This window comes from Salinarchaeum chitinilyticum (assembly GCF_055390775.1).
The window spans coordinates 343,789-361,596 of sequence record NZ_AP043888.1 but is presented as its reverse complement, the minus strand read 5'-3'; the positions used below and the strand labels follow the sequence as shown (position 1 = coordinate 361,596).

The following is a 17,808-nucleotide window of genomic DNA, read 5'->3' as shown; positions in this document are numbered from 1 at the left end:
GCGTCGGCATCGGACCAGTATCGCCGTTGGAACCGGATCAACTAAACGCGGAGCGCTGGCATCGTGTACTGATGCCCGCGATCGAACTCGACGGCGTCTCGAAGGCGTTCGGGAACGTCGTCGCCCTCCGCGACGTCGATCTCACGGTCGAACGCGGCGAGGTGTTCGGCTTCCTCGGCCCCAACGGTGCCGGGAAGTCGACCACCATCGACCTCCTGATCGACTACGCCAGACCGACGCACGGCGAGGTGTCGGTTCTCGGCCACGACGCACAGCGCGAGCCAGTAACCGTCCGTCAGAAGACGGGGATTCTCCCGGAAGGCTACCGACCGATGCGGGAGACGACCGGCCGCGAACACGTCGAGTTCGCGATCGACGCCCGCGACGCCGACGCCGATCCAGACGAGATCCTCGAGCGAGTCGGCCTCACCGGCGAGGGCCACCGCGAGGCGACCGGCTACTCGAAGGGGATGGCCCAGCGGCTCGCCCTCGGAATGGCGCTCGTCGACGACCCCGAGCTGCTCATCCTCGACGAGCCATCGACCGGGCTCGACCCACACGGCGTCCGGCGCATGCGCGAGATCGTGCAGGACGCGGCCGACCGCGGCGCGACGGTCTTCTTCTCGAGTCACATCCTCGAGCAGGTCGAGGCCGTCGCCGACAGGGTCGGCATCCTCCGTGACGGCGAACTGATCACGGTGAACTCGATCGAGGGCCTCCGCCAGAGCGTCGGGGCACAGGCCCAGCTCTCGATCACGCTCGACCGGCCCGCCGACGGCGCGGTCGAGAGCGTCAGGGCGCTGGAGGGGATCACCGTCGTCGGCGTCACGGACGCGACCATCACCGTCTCCTGTCCGGACGCGCGGAAGGTCGAGGTGCTCGACGCAGTGCGACGGGACGGAGCCAGCGTCGTCGACTTCGAGACCAAAGAGCGCTCGCTCGAGGACCTCTTCGTCGCGACGACGGGTGAGGCCGCGTGAGCTGGCGTCTCGTCGCCCGCCAGGGAGTTCGCGAGTCCTGGCGGAACTGGGAGCTTCGCGGGACGATCACCGCGTACCTCCTCATCTTCGGCCTCGTGGGATACTGGACGGGGCCGCAAGCGCTGGACTCCGGGAGCGACGTCTCCGCCCTGTTCGGACTGCTGACCGGTCTGATGCTCGTGTTGATCCCGGCGACCGCGGTCGCGATCGCCCACGACGACGTGGCGGGGCGTCGCGAAGACGGTCGGCTTCGACTGCTCCTCGGCCAGCCGCTCTCCCGCCGATCGATCGTGATCGGCCAGTACCTCGCGACCGGCGTGACCGTCGCCTCCTCGGTGCTGGTTGGCGTCTGCACGGTCCTCCTCGTCGCCAGCGTCCGCGCTGGTACGCTCGCCCCGCCGCAGCTGGCGTCGTCGCTGCTCGGCGTCGGCCTCCTCCTCGGCGCCGCTTACCTCGGGATCGGCATCGCGATCTCGACGGCGCTGAAGACGACGAACTTCAGCGGTACGATCGCCTTCGGTGCCTTCCTCGTGTTCACCTTCGTCTGGTCGCTGGTCCCACGCTCCGTGATCTGGACGATTAACCGGGTCGTCGAGATCGACTCGAGTCCGTGGTGGCTCGTTTACGTGGACACTATCTCGCCCGTCATGGCGACCGGACGCGTGATGGCTCCGGGAACCTCCTACGAAGCACTCGCCGGGACCGATCAGGTCTCGGTGATGATCTTCGCCGGGGTCGTGCTCTGCTGGTGGATCGTCCTGCTGCCAGCGCTGGCGCTCAAGCGCTTCGAAGTGACGGATCTCTGAGCGAGTCGAAACGACTCAGGGCTCCTCCGTTGCTCGCTCTTCGAGCTGTCCGCAGAGCCGGCCCAGGAACTCCTCGTCGTCGCACTCGCCAGCGCCGCTGGCGACGAGATCCGCCTCGAGACCGCGCCGTGGTTGGTGTGAGCGGTCGCGGTCACAGGATTTGCAGAAGTACTCGAAGGTCTTTGCCTCGCGGTCCCAGCGGTCGCCCTGCTTGTCGTACTCCCGGGCGGCCGACCGGGGCAGCTCCGCCCCGCAGGCGATGCAGGTGACGGCCTCGTCGTCCCCGTCGCCAAACATACTCCTACTTGGGAGGTGTGGATACTTAGCTATTCACCCGCTCTGGAGCGGCCGATTGCGCCGATCCGGCGTGCTCGATCCGTCGGGCTTTTGCCCGCGTCCCGGCTAGACCGACCAACCTACCGATGGCCCGCTACCACATCGAAACCTACGGCTGCACCTCGAACCGCGGGGAGAGCCGCAGGATCGAGCGGGCCCTCCGCGACGGCGGACACAACCCGGCACCCGGGCCACAGGACGCTGACGTTGCGATTCTCAACACCTGCACCGTCGTCGAGAAGACCGAACGCAACATGCTCGCCAGGGCACAGGAGCTCGACGATGAGACGCCCGCGGACCTCGTGGTTACTGGCTGCATGGCGCTGGCCCAGGGCGAGGCGTTCCGCGACGCTGGCGTCGACGCCGAGGTGCTCCACTGGGACGAGGTGCCCGAGCACGTGCGCAACGGCGAGTGCCCGACGACGACGCCCGACGCCGAGCCGATCCTCGACGGCGTCGTCGGTATCCTCCCGATCGCTCGCGGCTGCATGAGCGACTGCTCGTACTGCATCACGAAGCAGGCGACGGGGAAGATCGACTCGCCGCCGATCCAGGAGAACGTCGATCACGCACGGGCGCTGGTCCACGCCGGTGCGAAGGAGCTCCGGATCACCGGCCAGGACACCGGCGTCTACGGCTGGGACAATGGCGAGCGGAGCCTCCACCGTCTCCTCGATCGCATTTGTACCGAGATCGACGGCGACTTTCGCGTCCGCGTCGGGATGGCGAACCCCAAGGGCGTCCACGGAATCCGCGAGGAGCTCGCCGACGTCTTTGCCGCGCACGACGAGCTCTACAACTTCCTGCACGCGCCGGTGCAGTCCGGTTCGGACGACGTGCTGGGGGACATGCGCCGCCAGCACCAGGTCTCGGAGTTCCTCGAGGTCGTCGAGACGTTCGACGAAACGCTCGGGGAGTGGACGCTCTCGACGGACTTCATCTGTGGCTTCCCGACGGAGACCGACGCCGATCACGAGCAGTCGATGGCGCTCCTGCGGGAGGTCCGCCCGGAGAAGGTCAACGTCACGCGCTTCTCGAAGCGTCCTGGGACCGACGCGGCCGACATGAAGGGGCTCGGCGGGACGGTGAAGAAGGAACGCTCGAAGGAGATGAGCGCGGTCAAGCGCGAGCTCGTCGGCAATGTCTACGAGGAGATGGTCGGGGAACGACGATCGGTCCTCGTCGTCGAGGAGGGAACCGCCGACTCCGTGAAGTGCCGGGACGGCGCCTACCGACAGATCATCGTCCAGAACGCGGGCGAGCGTGGCATCGAGCCCGGCGACTGGCTCACCGTCGAGGTGACCGGTCACCAGACGATGTACGCCTTCGGCGAGCCGGTCTGACGTCTGCGCGGGTGCGGACGCTGGCGGGAATCAGCTCTGGCGAACAGGCGGCGGGGCTCCAGCCGATCGGTGTGCCGCACTATCGCGTGGCCGATCGGGTCGCTCGTCAGTACACGACCCTGGTTCGTCGCGGTTCCGGCCTTGAACCTGTGGACGCCACGTCGAATCGGGGCCAGCAGCTTCACGGCGGTCAGACGGGGCTGTCGGTCGCCGGTGTTCGCCGTGGCCAGGAGTCCGCCGCAGGCCGGCTCCGTCGAAAACGTTCTTGCCTGGACCGACCGATCACTACGTCATGTACGCCGTAGTCGGTTGCACGGAATGTTCGTCGCTGTGGGTGCTCGAGGTCGGGGCGGATTCGGCCACTTGCCCGCGATGTGGGAAGCGTCACCGGACCGAGCGACTCCGACACTTCGCGGAGACGGAAGACGCCGACGACGCCCGGGACGCCCGCGCAGCGCTGGTCGCGAACCGCCGCGACGCTGGCGACGACGCTCCCGCTTTCAGCGAGCTGGAAGCGTCGATCGACGAGGATGTCGTAGACGATGCCGAACGCCTCGAAGCCGCGGGGATCGATCCGGACGCCGTCGCGGCGGCGGGCGAACGAGCCAGTGAGAGCAACCGCGACGATCGGAGTCAACGCGAGATCGTGCTCGACGCGTTCGAGGTTCACGACCAGCCCTCGGCGGACGCGATCCGGAGCTACGCCGACGACCACGGCGTTTCGCGGGACTACGTCGATCGGATGCTCCGGAAGCTCGAACGTAGTGGAGAGGTCGTGGAGACGACGAACGGCTATCGGAGAATCTGATCCGGGATCGGGGTCCGTCACGGGATCGCATCCGGACTCAGAAGCCACTTACCCGACGCCGGACAAGCGCGACCATGACCGATGATCCGGACGCGGGCGAGTCGCCCGACGCCGGGAGTCGCGCGGCCGAGCGTTCGGCAGCGGCAGCGTCACAGCCGGGAGTGCCCTCCTGGCCACCAGGTGGGCACGTCGAGTGGCGACCGTGGGGACAGGACGCCTTCGACGCGGCCGCCGACGCCGAACAGCCAGTTTTGCTCTCGCTGACTGCCACGTGGTCCGAGGAGTGCCGCAGAATGGACGCGGAGACCTACGGCGAGCCCCGGGTAGCCGCGGCGATCGACGACGGGTTCGTCCCGGTGCGTGTGGACGTCGATCGACACCCACGCGTCGCGAACCGCTACGCGATGGGCGGCGTGCCGTCGACGGCGTTCCTGACGCCCGACGGCGAGGTGCTCAACGCGGCCGGGCCGCTGACGTCCTCGGGGATGCGCGGTGCGATCGAGGGCGTGCGACGAACGTGGACGGAACAGGGAGCTGTTGCGGGGCGGATTCCCCGCGCGCTCGCCGACGAGGAGCCGCCGGGCGGCACACTCGACGCGTCGATCGAGGGGCATCTCCTCGAGACGCTCCGGGAGAACTTCGACGAGCAGGCCGGCGGCTGGGGGACGGGAGCGAAGTTCCCGATGCCACGCGCCGTGGAGTTCGCACTCAAGCGCGATCGCGAGATGGCGCTCCGGACGCTCGACGCGGTGGCTGCGAACCTCGAAGACGAACACGACGGCGGCTTCCACCGGAGCGCCGCCGAGCGCAACTGGAGCGGAGTCAGTTACGAGAAGCTCCTCGACGCCAACGCGGGGTTGATCCGAGCGTTCGCCGCGGCGTATCGCTACACCGGCGACGAGGCGTACCGTCGCTCGGCCGAGCGCGGCGTCGAGTTTCTGACGACGACGCTGTGGACCGACGCCGGGCCCGGGGATCGCGGGGCGTTCGCCGCGAGTCAGGCGGCGGGAAGCGGCGCGGACTACTACGCGCTGGAATCCGGTGAGCGCGAGCGGGCGGAGGCTCCGCACGTCGACGACACCGTCCTCGCGGACTGGAACGCACTCGCGATCGACGCGCTGCTCTCCGTCGCGGCCGTCACCGACGACGAGACGGCGAGTGCATTCGCCGAGCGTGCGCTCGCGACACTGACCGTGGAGCTTCTCGAGGACGGCGAGACGATCCACTTCCGCGATCCCGAAGGCGACGGGCCGTCGGCGTCCGTCGAGGGCGAACGCGGACTCCTCCTCGACGCCGCGCGAACGATTCGAACGCTGGTGACCGCTCGCGCGGTGCTGGGTCCCGGCGCCGACGTCGGCGAGCCAGCAGTTTCGGGAGCCGCGACGACCGGTTCCGGGCCGATCGCGCTCGCGCGGACGCTCGCCGATGCGGCCATCGAACGGCGTCGACCAGGCGAGACGTTCGTCGACGGCCCGGCGACCGGCGCTGGCCTGCTCGACCGCCCGTTGCGACCGCTCGACGCCAACGTCGAACTCGCCGGCGCCCTCCTCGACCTCGCGGAGGTCACGGGCGAGGAGCGATACCGAGCCGTGGCTCGCGAGACGACCGAGGCCTTCGCAGGCGCCCACGAGCGCTTCGGCCCGCAGGCCGCCGCCTTCGGTACGGTCGCCGGGCGGCTGTTGCGCGGCACCGTTCGGATCGACCTGACTGCTCCCGTCGGCAGCGATCTCCACCGGGCTGCGCTCCGTCTCGCCGACCACGAGGCGATCGTCGTGCCCGGGATCGGTTCGAGCGGCGAACCGGTGGAACGCGATCCGGATCTGGCGGCCGACGCCGCGTACGTCGTTACCGACGGGGAGCGGTCTGCACCTGCCTACGATCCGGAAGCGCTGAGCGATCGGGTCGCCGAGCAGCTCTGAAGGGTCGGCGTTTCGGGCGGACGCCACGGCGGTCGCCTCCGCCGTAAACAACCAACGCAGTGTTTATGTTCCACCGTCGCTCACTCCGTGATATGGCGAGTCTCAGGGATCTCGGCCTCTCCGAGTACGAAGCTCGCGCCTACCGTGCCCTCCTCAACACCGGTCCCGCAACGGCGAAGGAGTTGTCACGGGCGAGCGACGTCCCGATGGGCCGGATCTACGACGTGTTGAACAGCCTCGAACAGTACAACCTCGTCCGGAGCCAGACGGCCAGCCGACCGAAGAAGTACGTCGCGGTCGAACCCGCCACTGCGCTCGATCGGCTCCTCGAGGACAAGAAGCGGGAACTCGACGCGCAGGCCGAACAGTACGAGGAGATCGTCGATGACCTCTCCGCGGAGCTCGACGCTGCCGAACCAGTCGAAGAGCAGTTCTGGACGGCTGCAGTCGGCGCCGAGAACGCCGTCGACCTCCTCATCGAACGCCTCGCTGCGGCCGAGGAGCGGATCGTCGTCGTCGCCTCGGATCGCTCGGCGCTGTTCGACGTGTCGGAGCTGGGGATCCTCGCGGTCGACGAGCTGGAGTCGGCACTGGACCGCGGCGTCGACGTCGAAGTCCTGCTGACGCCAGGCCTCGTCGACTCCCTCCCGGAGGCCGTCGGCGAGCGACACCGGACGACGCTCTCGGAGCATCCCAGCTACGAGGTCCGGACGACGCCCGACGTGGTCGGCACGTTCAACCTGATCGACGCGGCTGAGGTGACGATCCACGTGCCCCATCCGCTGGAGCCCGACGAACCCTTCGGCGTCATCGACCTCAAGGACCCCGAGTTCGCGGCGGATGTCCAGGAGCTCTACGCCCCGCGCTGGGACTCGGCACGTCCGCTCTCCTTCTGAGGAGCTGATTCGCGGCGGTCCGGCGGCTTCCTTCGAACGCGTCAGCTGCTATCGAGCGTCTAAAAGAAGTGATCCGCCGGGGGTCGAGAAATGCGATCTACGCGCCGGCCTGCTCGAGCGCGTCCTCGAGGTCCTCGCGCTGGGTGACGCCGACGAAGCGCTCGACGACGCCCTCGTCGTTCTCCACGATCAGCGTGGGCAGCGAGCGTACCTGGTACTCGTTGGCAATCTCCTGTTCCTCGTCGACGTTGACTTTCTCGACTGCGAAGCGGTCTCCCCACTCCTCGGAGAGCTCCTCGAGGATCGGATCCTGCGTCTTACACGGCCCGCACCAGTCCGCGTAGAAGTCTTTCAGCGTGACGCTCATGATACGGAGTCGGCTTTCGGCGCAGGTCGCAAAAGGGTTTCCCACGCGGCAGTGTCGATCGGGATCGGAGTAACGTGGGCGCAGGTGCGAGTAGCCTTCCGTTACCCGGCGTCTGGCTTCGAACGCACCGATTCCGAACGGCTCAGCGGTCAGTCCCAGAAGGACTTCGTCCGGGCGTACTGGCGCTCCTCTTCGAGAATGTCGCGATAGAAGTCGGCCTCCTCTTCGCGGTGTTTGTTGATGATCCGGGCTGCGGTGTCGGGACCGACGCCGCGTGCGGCCATCGCGATCACGGCGACCTTGCCGTGGTGCTGAACGAGGCTCGCAGAGCGGTAGGCACGCTCGGTCCGCTTCTCCTGTTCGTCGTCCTTCTCGTCGGTTCGGATCGCCGCGACGGCGTCGTCGGCCCACGGGTGGAGCGCGGCGATCATCGTCGAGTCGCAGTGGGGGCAGGAGGGTTCCTCGCGGACGCGCTCGACTGGCTTCACGCGATCGTAGTCCTGGCAGTGCACACAGAAGAGCCGTACGTCGTCGCCGTGGATGCGATCCTTGACCTGCTCGACGACGCCGGCGTCGGCGTTCTCGGGAACGAGCAGCTCCATGTTCGAGCTCCGCCCGGCAGTGCCGATCGGCGTGCGCCCGCCGACGAGTTCGATCTCGATCTCGCCGGACTGGATCGATCGCAGCACGTCGGCCGCAGCTTCGACGTCGAGGTCCTCGTGGAACACCTCTCGCTTGGCCTCGTCGTAGGCGGGCGTGTCGGCGAGGTACTGTCGGAGTCTGCTCGCTGGCGGGCTCGAGTCCCCCTGCCAGGATTTGATCGCTCCGAAGTGTTCGGCGACCTGCGAGAGCCGGAACGCGAGCGCCTCCGAGCGATCGAGCGACAGTTCCAGCAACGGTTCGACGTGGTCGGGGTCGGTCTCCTCGAGGACGGCGATCACGTCACTGCCGTCGACGACGCCGGGGACCTCGAGGTCGATGCGGTAGGGATCGACGTCCAGTCCGACCGAGGAGCCGGTGCGCTGGCCCAGCAGTGCGGAGAGCATCCGCCCCAGCGTCTCGTTGGCGTCGTGCCCGAAGGGTGCGTTCAGGACGATCTTGCCACCCTCGCGCTCGATCAGGATTCGCCGATCCGTCGGGAACGGAGCCGCGCCAGCGTGACGTTCGATTGGATCGAGCGCCCGCGCGACGTGCTCGGCCTCGATCGGATAGCGACTCGCGAGGTCCCGGGCGACCGCAGCGCGATCGGCACCGCGCTCGAACTGCTCACCGTCGGACTCGCCGTGCTCGTCCGACGAGGCCAGCTTCGCTCCGCTCAGCTGACCGCCCGCGACGCCACGGAGTTCCCCCACCTCCTCGGCGACCGCTCTGGGGACCGGGATCTCCTCGCCGATCCAGGAAGGAATCTCCCCGGAGGGGTCCTCGATCGGCGAGACAGTCAGCGAGCCATCGTCGTCGTCCACGTTCGTCACGCGCCACATCTGGCCGCCCTGGATGAACGCCGCGCCGGGCTCGGCGAACGTCGCGACGAACCGTTCGTCGAGCGTGCCGATCTGGGAGCCGGAGGCGACGTCCTCGACGGCGTAGGTCTCCTCGTCGGGGATCATCGAGAGGTTCTCGTAGACGTAGCGCCAGGTCCCGGAGGACTCGATGCGGTCGGCGTCTTCGTCGAGGTAGACGATCCGGTTCTTCGACAGCTCGCGAACGACGTCCTTGAACGTCTCCTGGTCGAGGTCGCGGAACGGGTAGGCGCCGGTGACGATTTCGAAGGCCCGCCGGGCGTGGACGCCGCCCTGTCCCTCGACGATGCCGCCGATCTGGTTCGCGACGACGTCGAGACTCCCGTCGTGGATCGGCGCCGGCTCGACCTCGCCGTCGAGCGAGCGCCGCGCGATCGCCATCGCCTCCAGCGCGTCGTCCGATCTGGTCGCAACGACAGTTCCCGCGGACACCTTGTCGCTCCGGTGACCGGCCCGCCCGACCCGCTGGAGCAATCGGGTGACCTGCCGCGGGCTCTGGTACTGGACGACGTGGTCGACGTGGCCGACGTCGATCCCCAGTTCCATCGAGGAGGTACAGAGCAGCCCGTCGAGCTCGCCGTTCTTGAACGACTCCTCGATCTCGATCCGGGCGGACTTCGCGAGCGATCCGTGGTGGACGCCGACGTCGACCGTCTCACTGCCCCCGGCCGTCGGATCTGCCTCGTCGGCAGCGGCGTCGCCGTCGCTGTCCGCAGCGAGCTGCGTGAATCGCGAGCCCATCGCCTCGGCGGTCTGGCGGGTGTTCACGAAGATCAGCGTGGACTCGTTGGCAGCGACGACGTCACGAATCGCCCGGACGTGGCTCGCGAACTCCTCCTCGATCATGAGCTCGCTCGCGAGCGCCTCGTCCTCGTCACGGACCGCCGGCACTTGCACGTCGAGGGAGAGACGACTGCCCACGTCGACCTCACGGATCGCACAGCCCCGGTCGCCACTGAGAAAGGCGCCGACGGTCTCGGGATCACCGACGGTCGCGGAGAGGCCGACTCGCTGGAACGGCCCGGCAAGCGCGCGGAGCCGTTCGAGCGCAACGGCGAGCTGTGCCCCACGTTTCGAGGCCGCGAGCTCGTGGATCTCGTCGATGACGACGTGCTCGACGTCTTCGAGCGCGCGCCGGAGCTTTTTGCCCGTGAACATCGCCTGGAGGGTCTCCGGCGTCGTCACGAGCACGTCCGGCGGGTCGTCTGCCTGTTTGCTGCGCTGGTAGTCCGAGGTGTCGCCGTGACGGACGTCGATGTCGAGGTCGAGTTGGTCGCCCCACCAGTCCAGGCGGTCGCGCATGTCGCGGTTGAGTGCCCTCAGCGGGGTGACGTACAGCGCCGAGATCCCGAAGCTGTGCTCGGCCTCGGCGACGGCGTCGAATACGGGCAACATCGCGGTCTCTGTCTTGCCGGTCCCCGTCGGCGCGACGACGAGCGTGTGACGACCGTCCGCAATCGGTGGAATCGCGAGACGCTGTGGCTCGGTGGGCGTCGAGAACCCGCGCTGGGAGAGCGCAGCGCGGACTGCCGGCCCGAGCTCCGAAAATGCGTCAGCCCCCGACTCCCGACTCATCGGGCGGTCTAGCGGTGCAGCGCCGTTAAGGACAGCGGTCGCCCTCGGCGATTCCGGCCGAGACGTCTGCTACCAGTGCCCTCCCGTCGGTCTGTGCCGGGCCGTTACTCGCGCGGGACGGAGATGTTCCGGAGGGTCTTCGAGCAGTCCTCGCACTCGCCGCGGTCGCTCGATCGGCTGCCACACGACGGACATTCGAAGGTGGGATCGGTCGGCTCGTAGGGGTCGATGCCGTGCATGGACGAGAACGTTCGTCGAGGATAGATAACTTCGGCCCTAATACTGTATTCTGCTCCTCTAATCTGTCAGTATTTTGGACGAATGTGGGATACTGTCGCAGATGGCCCGCTGTCGGTCCACTTCGTGACGGGAATGGGCACTCGTCCACGGTTCAGCTCGAGGGGCGACCGAAGAATTGAGATTACATTGTTATCTCTTCTAAAGAACCACGTCTGTTTTTGTATTCTAGAATATAGTGAAGAATCTGCCGCAATAACGATTTATAGGTGACCGTCTGCCCTATCTTTATTTGTCGACGGAGTCCCGTCGACCGTGAACAGGACTGTCCAAACAACCAGCGCACCTGCCTCCTGCTTCGGGTCGGGATTTCGTGGCTGGGGTCCCGACCCCGTACTTCTGTCGCACTGCCGATCGACGCCGTGGAAGCAGCCGATCCGTTGCAATCCCCGATCCGCCCCGACTGTTCGATCGGTCCCGACCGCCCGACCACTCAGACCGATCGATAGTCTCCCAGGCGCGTGCCGTCGAGCAAGAACGCCTCCCCGCTGGCGAGTCCGGCCGGAAGAAACGGGGCGAGGAACTCCTGCCCCTCGACGTTGACCCACGTCCCGCCGGCGAGCTCGTTGAATGCCGGCAGTACGACCAGCTCCGGTGTTGACCACTCGAGATCCGGATCTCGCTCGACGAAGGGCTCCCGTGCCATCGGACCGCGAAGCCAGATCCGCTCGACCCGGCTACCGCCGACCTCGTCCGCGAGCCGGACCTGTGGATGCTCGTGGCCGACGCAGACGACGTCGGCCTCGACGACCTCGGGGGCGGGCCACGTGTGCCCGTGTGCGAAACCGAACTCGCCGAGACGAACGCCAGTACCGTCGGTCACCTCGACCCGCGGAACCCAGTCTTCGATCGCCCCGTCGTGGTTGCCCTTGACCAGCGTGATCGGAACGTCCGGGAGCGCCTCGACGAGCGCCTCGATTTCGTCGCGCTCGCGACCGCCCGGGTCGCCGATCGAGTGCATGAGATCGCCGAGGACGAGCAGCCGATCCGGCACAGTCCGTTCGACGAGCTCGACGAGCCGCTCGCGGCGCTGGTCGGCGCGAGACTCGATCTCGATCCCGCGCTCGATCGCGAGCGCAACCTCGATGCCGGCGTGGTAGTCCGCGACCACGAGAGTACGCTCGTCGCCGATTCGCGCGGTCGCAGCGGGCGCGTCGGGCACCGGCTCGAGCGTCGCCATCAGATCGGCTTGAGCGTCCCTTCGCTGGGCTCGTAACACTGTCCGCTCATCAGCAGGTCGTCGATCGCGTCGTCGATCGCGTCGGCATCGGCACCGGTCTCCTCGGCGACGGCGTCGATCAGTGCGGCGCGATCCGCGCCGTCGCCGTCGTCGAGTGCGTCCATCTCCTCGACGAGAATTGCTTCCAGATCGACGTCGCTATCGGCGTCGTCCGATTCGTCCCCTGAGCCGTCGTCGCCGTCGGCGGCTGCTTCCTCCTCGTCGCCAGCGCCGTCGGCTTCGTCGGCTCCACCTTCGGATTCGTCGCTCGCATCGGGTGACGCCTCGTCGCTATCGTCCGCTCCCGGCGGCGCGTCCTCCGTGTCGATGTCGGCTTCGCCGGCAGGGTCGACCTCGGTGCCGCTCTGGAACTCGACGCCGTGTTCTTCCTCGATCTGCTCGCGTTCCTCCTCGTCGAACTCGTAGATCTCGTCGCCGGCAGCTTGCTCTGCGTTCTCGGCGGGTTCCTCGGCCGCAGTCTCGCTGGTCTCCGGTTCCGGTTCGGACGGCGTTTCGTCCGATACAGACGCCGCTGTGTCGGATTCCTCTGCTTCGGATTCCTCCACTTCGGATTCCTTCGTATCGGCGGCCTCCTCGGCCTCGGCAGCGGTTTCAGCCACGGCGGTCTCGCTCGTCTCCGGCTCCGGATCTGCCGATTCCTCTCCGTCGTCGGCGGAGTGTGCTTCGGTACCGTCGGTACCGGATTCGGCTGCTTCGTCGGCCGGTGATGCTGTCGTCTCGCTCGAATCGACGTCGGAGTCCGCCGTCTCCTGGGTTGCCGGCTCTTCGTCCACCGACTCGGTGGCCTCGGAATCGGCGTCGGTCGATTCGGCAGCTGTCGGTTCGGGACCGTCGTCCCCCACGAGCGCGTCCACGTCGACGTCGCCGGCTGCCCGCGTGACTGCGCGGCGATCGTCGCCGAGCAGCTCCGCGAGATCGGCGGCGGTCACCGCTCCGTCGCCGGCGTCGGGCTCGTGCTCGAGGGCCTCCACCTCGGAGCGCTCCCCGGCGACGACCTCCAGCGACTGCACCGCGAGGTCGCGGAGCGCGCCGAGGTAGTCCGCCGTCGTGTCGTAGTGGTCGATCGCTCTCGCGATGCCCTCCGCGAAGCCGGGATCGACGTCGTCGCGGAGGAGGGCGACACGCAGTGCATCGCCCCGCTCGTCCTTCCCGAGCGCACCGGCTGCGGTCTGGATCCTCGCGAGCGTGTGCTCGGCGGTCGCAGTCACCCAGCGGTCGCGCGTCTCCGCGTCGACCTCGGTGACGCTCTCGGGGCGGACGGAGGTCAGCACGCGGTCGGAGCCTTCCGGCGAGAACGTGTTCGCCTTCCCGGTCACTGCGACGAATGCCGGTGCTTCGAGGGACTGCAGTGCGGCGAGTTCGTCCGGCTGGTACTGGCCGGCGTAGACGACGAACGCGCCGGTGGGGTCGGCGATCCGTGCCCGGATGGTGTCGTCGTTGACCTGTTCGACGGCAGTCAGCACACCGACGACGAACAGGCGGTTGATCCGCGTGCCGCTCGGGGTGACCACGTAGTTCGGCGCGCGCTCCTCGTCGCTCTCGGCGTACTCGAGGGTTGCGTCGTCGTACTCCGCCGCGAAGACCCGGTGGGCGACCTCGCGGCGGCCCGGTCCGGCGCTGCTCATCGGCCCACCTCCGCGAGGAGGTCGGCAGCGCGATCGGCTGGCTCGTCGTCGGACTCCTCGAACTCGGATGCGTCGAGGGTCGCGCCGTAGTCGTCGACGGAGAGGTGGCCGCGGACGCGGTACTCCCGGCCGACGATCTCCTCGGCGATCTGCTCGCCGACGACGGTCTGGTCCATCGCGTCGCGAGCGGCTTCTCTGGCCTTCTCCAGCCCGCCGCCGTAGATCTCCTCGGTCTTGTCGGGCCCGAGGACGATGGTGACGGTGTCGGTACCGTCGTCGAGGATCGCACGCACGCGCAAATCGTCTTCGCCCTCGACCTCGCCGTGGGAGCGACACTGGCCGTTCTGGATGACGCGTCCGCACTCGGGGCAGCGCTCGATCAACCCAGAGCCGTCCCGGACGTCGACGACGTTGCCGATCACCTCGACGTCGTAGATGCCGCCGGTCGCGACGGCCTCGCGGATCGATCGACGGGTGACCTCCTCGCCGACCTCGATTTCGCGATCGACGATGTCGACGGTCGCGCGCTCGGAGAGACTCACTTCGGGCACGCCGCGGAACTCCCGGACGTGGACGTTCTCCGCGCGGATCGCGACGCCAGCTTCCAGTTCGTCGCGGTTGCCCCAGTCCGTGAACGGCAGCCGTCCGGACTCGTCGCCGAACACGCCGGACTTGATCGTCGTCTCGCCGTCCCGGCCGTCGATCTCTCTGGTCTCGACCTCCTCGACGAGCACCTCGACCGTTCGGCCGGCATCGCCGACCTGCAGGTCCGTAAGCGAGCGCTCGGGCCCGATCTCGTAGGGAACCTCGAGGTCCTCCTCTTCGAAGGTGACTGTCGTCGAGGAGCCGAGATTCACCTGTGCGTTCCCGCGGAACTCCCTGATGCCGGCGTTGCCGACGGTGATCGTGTCCCCGGCCTCGAGGCCGAAGTCCTCCCAGGCGGTGTACTCGATGATCCCCGAGTCGTCGGCCAGGTCACCCTCGCGGATGACCTGCTGCTCGCCGTCGATCGAGATCTCGCGGGAGCCGACGGTGAGCACGCGGGCGGTGAGGTTGACACTGCCCGTGTCCGTGTCGATCTCCGCGATCGAATCGACGGAGGGCGTGGAGCTACCGCCGCCTCCGCCGCCACCGCCGTACTTCCGGCGGAGGCTCTCTTTGGCCTCGTCGACGGGGACGCTGTACTCTACGAGGTTCTCCAGGTCCGCTTTGACCTCCTCTTTGTCGACACCGAGGTCGGAGGCGAGCTCCTCGGCGTGATCGTCGAGCGACATGGTCGCGCTTCGGTGGGGGTGTGCAAAAAGGTGTCTTACCGACGGGCGGCCCTCCGGACCGACGTTTCCTCCACCGACGCATCGGCGATCGCACGGACGGACGACGCGTTCGTGAGGACCGCGTTGGGGCCGCGTGGGGGGAACGGCTTTCACTCGGACGTGCGTGACATCGGATAGATGGACACCGTCACCGCTGGCGACGCCGAGATCCCGGCCCTTGGTCTCGGCACGTGGCAGAACACCGGGCCTGGCTGTGCCGAAACGGTCGAAACGGCGCTCGAACTGGGCTACCGCCACGTCGACACCGCCCAGATGTACGACAACGAGGCGCAAGTCGGCGAGGGGATCGCGCGTTCGAACGTCGATCGCGACGACGTCTTCCTGACGACGAAGCTCGATCGCGGGAATCTCCGCGCGGACGACGCACGCGAATCGTTCGAGCAGAGCCTCGAGAAGCTCGACACCGACTACGTCGACCTCCTCCTGATCCACTGGCCACATCCTCGCGTGCCCTTCGAGGAGACGCTCGGCGTGATGGACGACCTGTACCAGGAGGGCAACGTCCGCCAGCTCGGCGTGAGCAACTTCACGACCGACCAGCTACGGGAGGCCCGCGAGATCGCCGACGCGCCGATCGCGACCGACCAGGTGCTCTACAATCCCTACAAGGACCAGTCGAACCTGCTCGACTACTGTCAGCGGGAGGGCGTCGCCCTGACAGCCTACAGCCCGCTGGGTCGCGGCGAGGCGATCACGGACGGTACCCTCGCCGAAATCGGCGATACGTACGACAAATCCGCTGCGCAGGTCGCGCTCCGGTGGCTCGTCCAGCAGGAGAACGTCGTTGCGATCCCGAAGGCGAGCAGTAGGGACCATCTCGAGGCGAACCTCGCAGTGTTCGACTTCGAGCTAACTGGCGCCGAGATGGAACGGATCGCCGGACTCGACGGTAGCATTCGACGACGGCTCTGGAACCGACTCCCCGGGCTGATGCGCAAGGTGCCGTTCTGAGAGTGGCGATTCGACGGATCCCTCTCCCAGGGTCGCTGGAAGCGAGCTGTTTCACGGCTCGATCCGGACGAACGACCATTGGGGCGCGGCTGGTTCGCAATAATTGCACGATCGAACGTCGATCACGCCCTCCGATTCCACGAACTCGTGGAACGACAGGGACAGGCTTATGTAGGCAGGTTCGTTCTGTAACGAACACAATGTCGCATTCCGACGACTCGTCTGGCACCAGCCAGGCGGATCGAGTTCTTCCAGGGCACACTGGATTCAACTGACGAGATCGAGACGGCGCGCGTTTTCGACACGACGCTCAGAGACGGGGAACAGTCGCCTCGCACGTCCTTCTCATACGAGGACAAACGCGAGATAGCGGCGATCCTCGACGAGATGGGCACCCACGTCATCGAGGCCGGGTTCCCGGTGAACTCCGACGCGGAGTTCGAGGCAGTCAGAGATATCGCGAAGAGCACCAGCAACGACGTCTGTGGGCTGGCGCGAGTCGTCGACAAGGACATCGAAGCCGCCCTCGATACGGGCGCGGAGATGGTCCACGTCTTCGTCTCGACCAGCGACGTCCAGATCGAGGACTCCATGCACGCGACGCGCGAGGAAGTCCGCGCGAACGCCGTCGAGGCGGTCGAACGGGTCGTCGATGCGGGCGCGACCTGCATGTTCTCCCCGATGGACGCCACGCGGACAGACGAGGAGTTCCTGCTCGACGTGATCGAAGCCGTCACCGAGGCGGGCACCGACTGGATCAACATTCCCGACACGTGCGGGGTCGCCGCGCCGCGGCGGTTCTACGACCTGATCGACACGGTCACGGACCACACCGACGCGCGGATCGACGTGCACACGCACGACGACTTCGGGATGGCGACCGCCAACGCGATCTCCGGGATCGAGGCCGGTGCCGAGCAGGCGCAGGTCTCGGTGAACTCCATCGGCGAGCGCGCCGGCAACGCCGCCTACGAGGAGTACGTCATGTCCCTGGAGTCGCTGTTCCAGGTCGACACGGGGATCGACACGACGCGGATCACCGAGCTGTCCCGCGTCGTCGAGGAGAAGTCGGACATGCCGGTCCCGGCCAACAAGCCGGTCGTCGGCGCGAACGCCTTCTCTCACGAGAGCGGCATCCACGCTGCCGGCGTGATCGAGAACTCCGACACGTTCGAGCCCGGCGTCATGACCCCCGAGATGGTGGGCGCGCAGCGCGAACTGGTGCTGGGCAAGCACACGGGGACGCACTCCGTCCGGGAGCGCCTGGAGGGCGCGGGCTTTGCCCCCTCCGAAGAGGAAGTCCGGGCGGTCACCCGACGGGTCAAGGACTACGGTGCCGAGGGCGACCGGGTCACCGAGGCGGAGCTGGAGCGCTTCGCCCGCGAGGTCGGCGTATCCCTCGAGGAAGAGGAGGTCCGGGCGTAGGTGATTCCAATGTCCCGGGCCGCACACCACACCCCCAGTAGCGAGCAGCGGAGTTCCAGCGGCCGCAGTGCTGCGGGCCGCTCCCGTTCGTTCGGATGGCAGTCTCCGAAAGGAACATATACACCGAGGTCTCATCTGGGTTCACGAAATGACGCGACGCGCTCGCTCCCGGTCCGCACTCCCGGCGAGCAGCGACGTCGTCGCGATTATTGTAGGGGCTTCCTAGCCCCTGTACTCACCCTTTCCTCCGGCTGTCGCCCAGTGTTCGACCAGCAGCGTCGTCCGTCCACGCGTCCATCCATGACCCCAACACCACGTCCACCAATCACACGCCAACGTCGACCGCATCGCCCGCCGACCAGTCGACGACAGTCCACTACCCGAGG

General features: G+C 67.5%; 15 protein-coding genes. 8 read left to right on the top strand and 7 right to left on the bottom strand.

Annotated features, from left to right (window positions below):
• Nucleotides 1-71: 71 nt before the first annotated feature.
• Both ACZ5KP_RS01815 and ACZ5KP_RS01810 read left to right on the top strand, forming a co-directional pair.
• Nucleotides 72-980, top strand: a complete 909-nt coding sequence (locus ACZ5KP_RS01815) for an ABC transporter ATP-binding protein (RefSeq protein WP_460919286.1) — start codon at nt 72-74, stop codon at nt 978-980.
• The gene (locus ACZ5KP_RS01810) at nt 977-1,786 is read left to right on the top strand and encodes an ABC transporter permease (RefSeq protein WP_460919283.1); all 810 of its coding nucleotides are present in this window, start codon (nt 977-979) and stop codon (nt 1,784-1,786) included. The genes ACZ5KP_RS01815 and ACZ5KP_RS01810 overlap by 4 nt, the downstream gene beginning before the upstream one ends.
• A 15-nt stretch (nt 1,787-1,801) precedes the next feature.
• On the opposite strand, the gene ACZ5KP_RS01805 is transcribed toward ACZ5KP_RS01810, so the two are convergent.
• On the bottom strand, nt 1,802-2,083 hold the full coding sequence (locus ACZ5KP_RS01805) for a DUF7562 family protein (protein ID WP_460919280.1): 282 nt from the start codon (nt 2,081-2,083) through the stop codon (nt 1,802-1,804).
• 125 nt (nt 2,084-2,208) lie between these two features.
• On the opposite strand from ACZ5KP_RS01805, the gene ACZ5KP_RS01800 reads away from it, so the two are divergent.
• The 4 genes from ACZ5KP_RS01800 (at nt 2,209) to ACZ5KP_RS01785 (ending at nt 7,088) form a co-directional block, all read left to right on the top strand.
• A complete protein-coding gene (locus ACZ5KP_RS01800) occupies nt 2,209-3,465 on the top strand; it encodes a tRNA (N(6)-L-threonylcarbamoyladenosine(37)-C(2))-methylthiotransferase (protein WP_460919277.1) in 1,257 nt (418 codons plus the stop codon).
• A gap of 292 nt (nt 3,466-3,757) precedes the next feature.
• Nucleotides 3,758-4,273, top strand: coding sequence for a DUF5817 domain-containing protein (locus tag ACZ5KP_RS01795; protein ID WP_460919274.1), 516 nt, complete (start codon nt 3,758-3,760; stop codon nt 4,271-4,273).
• A 74-nt stretch (nt 4,274-4,347) separates the two neighbouring features.
• Nucleotides 4,348-6,192, top strand: a complete 1,845-nt coding sequence (locus ACZ5KP_RS01790; RefSeq protein ID WP_460919271.1) for a DUF255 domain-containing protein — start codon at nt 4,348-4,350, stop codon at nt 6,190-6,192.
• Nucleotides 6,193-6,284: 92 nt separating this feature from the next.
• Complete coding sequence (locus ACZ5KP_RS01785) at nt 6,285-7,088, top strand: TrmB family transcriptional regulator (RefSeq protein WP_460919268.1); 804 nt, start codon at nt 6,285-6,287, stop codon at nt 7,086-7,088.
• 97 nt (nt 7,089-7,185) lie between these two features.
• Here ACZ5KP_RS01785 and trxA read toward each other — a convergent pair whose 3' ends face one another.
• The 6 genes from trxA to ACZ5KP_RS01755 form a co-directional block, all read right to left on the bottom strand.
• The gene (gene trxA / locus ACZ5KP_RS01780; protein WP_460919265.1) at nt 7,186-7,455 is read right to left on the bottom strand and encodes a thioredoxin; all 270 of its coding nucleotides are present in this window, start codon (nt 7,453-7,455) and stop codon (nt 7,186-7,188) included.
• A 149-nt stretch (nt 7,456-7,604) separates the two neighbouring features.
• Complete coding sequence (locus ACZ5KP_RS01775) at nt 7,605-10,550, bottom strand: DEAD/DEAH box helicase (RefSeq protein ID WP_460919262.1); 2,946 nt, start codon at nt 10,548-10,550, stop codon at nt 7,605-7,607.
• Nucleotides 10,551-10,654: 104 nt separating this feature from the next.
• On the bottom strand, nt 10,655-10,789 hold the full coding sequence (locus tag ACZ5KP_RS01770; RefSeq protein WP_460919259.1) for a rubrerythrin-like domain-containing protein: 135 nt from the start codon (nt 10,787-10,789) through the stop codon (nt 10,655-10,657).
• Between the two features lie 491 nt (nt 10,790-11,280).
• Entirely contained in the window at nt 11,281-12,027 is a 747-nt protein-coding gene (locus tag ACZ5KP_RS01765) for a metallophosphoesterase (protein WP_460919256.1), read from the bottom strand.
• Nucleotides 12,027-13,712 (bottom strand): RPA family protein, encoded by a 1,686-nt coding sequence (locus ACZ5KP_RS01760; RefSeq protein WP_460919253.1) that lies wholly within the window; start codon nt 13,710-13,712, stop codon nt 12,027-12,029. The genes ACZ5KP_RS01765 and ACZ5KP_RS01760 overlap by 1 nt, the downstream gene beginning before the upstream one ends.
• On the bottom strand, nt 13,709-14,986 hold the full coding sequence (locus ACZ5KP_RS01755) for a Single-stranded DNA binding protein (RefSeq protein WP_460919250.1): 1,278 nt from the start codon (nt 14,984-14,986) through the stop codon (nt 13,709-13,711). The genes ACZ5KP_RS01760 and ACZ5KP_RS01755 overlap by 4 nt, the downstream gene beginning before the upstream one ends.
• Nucleotides 14,987-15,163: 177 nt before the next feature.
• On the opposite strand from ACZ5KP_RS01755, the gene ACZ5KP_RS01750 reads away from it, so the two are divergent.
• A complete protein-coding gene (locus ACZ5KP_RS01750) occupies nt 15,164-15,997 on the top strand; it encodes an aldo/keto reductase (protein ID WP_460919248.1) in 834 nt (277 codons plus the stop codon).
• A gap of 207 nt (nt 15,998-16,204) precedes the next feature.
• The gene (locus ACZ5KP_RS01745) at nt 16,205-17,422 is read left to right on the top strand and encodes a LeuA family protein (RefSeq protein WP_460921098.1); all 1,218 of its coding nucleotides are present in this window, start codon (nt 16,205-16,207) and stop codon (nt 17,420-17,422) included.
• Nucleotides 17,423-17,808: the final 386 nt, after the last annotated feature.